The sequence below is a fragment of the Sphingomonas sp. LH128 genome, from assembly GCF_000293195.2.
Classification (GTDB): Bacteria; Pseudomonadota; Alphaproteobacteria; order Sphingomonadales; family Sphingomonadaceae; genus Novosphingobium; species Novosphingobium resinovorum_A.
On the sequence record NZ_ALVC01000438.1, the window covers coordinates 1 to 1,935 of the forward strand.

3 protein-coding genes and 1 pseudogene are annotated in these 1,935 nt (G+C 65.2%); 1 reads left to right on the forward strand and 3 read right to left on the reverse strand.

Going from position 1 to position 1,935, the window contains the following annotated elements; genetic code table 11:
* On the forward strand, positions 1–340 hold a 340-nt coding region (locus tag LH128_RS27400; RefSeq protein ID WP_008832955.1), incomplete at its 5' end, for a hypothetical protein.
* An 8-nt stretch (positions 341–348) separates the two neighbouring features.
* Here LH128_RS27400 and LH128_RS27405 read toward each other — a convergent pair.
* The 3 genes and pseudogenes from LH128_RS27405 to LH128_RS34815 form a co-directional block, all read right to left on the reverse strand.
* Complete coding sequence (locus tag LH128_RS27405) at positions 349–981, reverse strand: MarC family protein (RefSeq protein ID WP_008832956.1); 633 nt, start codon at positions 979–981, stop codon at positions 349–351.
* A gap of 139 nt (positions 982–1,120) precedes the next feature.
* A complete protein-coding gene (locus tag LH128_RS27410) occupies positions 1,121–1,633 on the reverse strand; it encodes a hypothetical protein (RefSeq protein ID WP_008832957.1) in 513 nt (170 codons plus the stop codon).
* Positions 1,633–1,935, reverse strand: a pseudogene (locus LH128_RS34815) (hypothetical protein); the annotation flags it as partial. The pseudogene LH128_RS34815 and the gene LH128_RS27410, both read right to left, overlap by 1 nt.

The window sequence follows — 1,935 nt, forward strand, 5'->3', positions numbered from 1 at the left end:
GCGCTGGCGCGGGCGGGGCGGACGGACGGTCCGCCTCGTCCTCGCCTTCGACGACATCATGGAATTCGCGCTCGCCCTGCTGTCGGTGCCACCCGATGAGCTGGAAGCGCTGGGCTGGAGTTTTGCCGACCGCAAGCGACTCCTCGATCATTTCCTAAAATCGGGCAAGGCAGCGCAGCGCGTACCTCGGGATGAGTTGGGGCAAAGCCTGATCACGCTGCGGCTGCCGCAGCGGGACCTCGCACCGCTTCAGCGCTTCGCCCGCCGCGAAATGCCCAAGGCCGCTTCCAACGCCGCCATGCTCGATCGAGTTCTTCGGGTGCTCGACGAGGCCGCATAGCGGCGGATTCAACTGGCCAGGAACGGCGCGGCCGCGAGACCGTCGAAGACGAACTGGACAGCGAGGCCGGCGAGAAGCACGCCGGAAATGCGGCCGACGACGTCGGCACCAGTGCTGCCGAGCAGCAGGACAAGGCGGTCGGCCGCGAGCATCGCGAGCCAGGTCGACAGCATACAAACCATGATCATCGCGAGCACGCTGCCGCCCTCGATCCAGTTCTCGGTGCGGCCCATGACGAGCACGGCGGCCGAAAGGCTTCCGGGGCCCGCGATCAAGGGAAACGCCACTGGGAAGACCGCGATATCGCCGGGCTCTTCGGCTTCCCGGCGCTCGCCTTCGCTGATGGATGAGAGTCCAGGACTTGAGAAGGTGAGCGTCAAGGCCTGCAGAAACAGCAGCACGCCGCCAGCCACCCGAAATGCGGGCAGCGAGATATGCAGGAGCGAAAGAACGACGCCGCCCGCAACAGCGAACAGCAGCAGCACGCCAGCGGCGATCGTGACCGAGCGCGAGGCGAGACTGATCCGCTCGCTGCGGTGAATTCCGGCCGTCAGGCCGGCGAAGACCACCGCCGTCTCGATCGGACCGATGGTGACGAGCAGGGTGATAAAGGAGGAAAGGATGCTGGGTGATATGTGCATGGGTCAAGCAACGGAAAACTAGTAAAGGGAGCGGCGCCCACGCCGCTCCCTTATGACTCAGGTGGCTTTGAATTAGCGGCCGGGATGGTCGACGGAGGCTGCGTCATGTGCGGCGCATTGCGTCCGTTCGGTTCGGGTGCTAGGCAGTTGCCGGCCGCGCTGCGTGGCAGTCACCCGAGCTGTTAGACACGGCCTTCGGTGGCTGCCCCGAGCCAAGCGAGGTGACCTGAAGGCTGCGGCTGCAGGTGCTTCCGCCGTTGATTGTCGAGACGAAGCTGTAGCTGACGGTCCCCGGAGGCAGGCTGCGCAACGCCGTCAGGTCGATCTTCCCGTCATCGGCCATTGCCGGGAGCGGCAAGGCGCGAGCCTGACGCATCATCAGGTCGCTCTGCCGGTCCATGTCGGCCGCGATGCGATCGAACAGAGCTAATGAGCCCGGCTCGAATGGATCGAGCCAGGTGATTGGTGCAACGCTCCAGGCAGGCGTGACCGTCACCTTGGGCGCGACATCTCCCTCATATTCTATGCGCGCGACCGTACCGACCGGCAGGCCGACCTTCATAACATGGTTGCCATGGCTCGCCGCCAGCGCGGTACCGATGGCGGCGACCGCCGCCACGCCGACCAGGACGGCTGTACGAATTTTTCGCATCAATCGTCTCCTCTGATCATGGGTGAATGTGAAAATGCCATCATCCCGACGCCAACCGCGCTTCCCGAGCCCAAGGCGTTTTCAAGCGCGGCCGGATAGCGGCCGCAGCACCGTGCGTGCGGACCTGTTGGCCAGTAGCACACCACCGGCGTCGGTTCCGCTGGCAGGCGACTGGGAAGCGGATGCTGGCGACCCGGCGCGCCATGGAGCGAGAAGTCCAATCCATGGCGCCGGCAGTAGTTCGCTGCGGTCTCTGCGTCTAAAAAACGCAGCTCGATCGTCTCGAGCGGATCGCCGCCGCC

What these genes read in the sequence shown, in the direction of transcription:
- LH128_RS27405 (WP_008832956.1), bottom strand. Translation starts at nt 981, where the DNA reads ATGCACATATCACCCAGCATCCTTTCCTCCTTTATCACCCTGCTCGTC.
- LH128_RS27410 (WP_008832957.1), bottom strand. Translation starts at nt 1,633, where the DNA reads ATGCGAAAAATTCGTACAGCCGTCCTGGTCGGCGTGGCGGCGGTCGCC.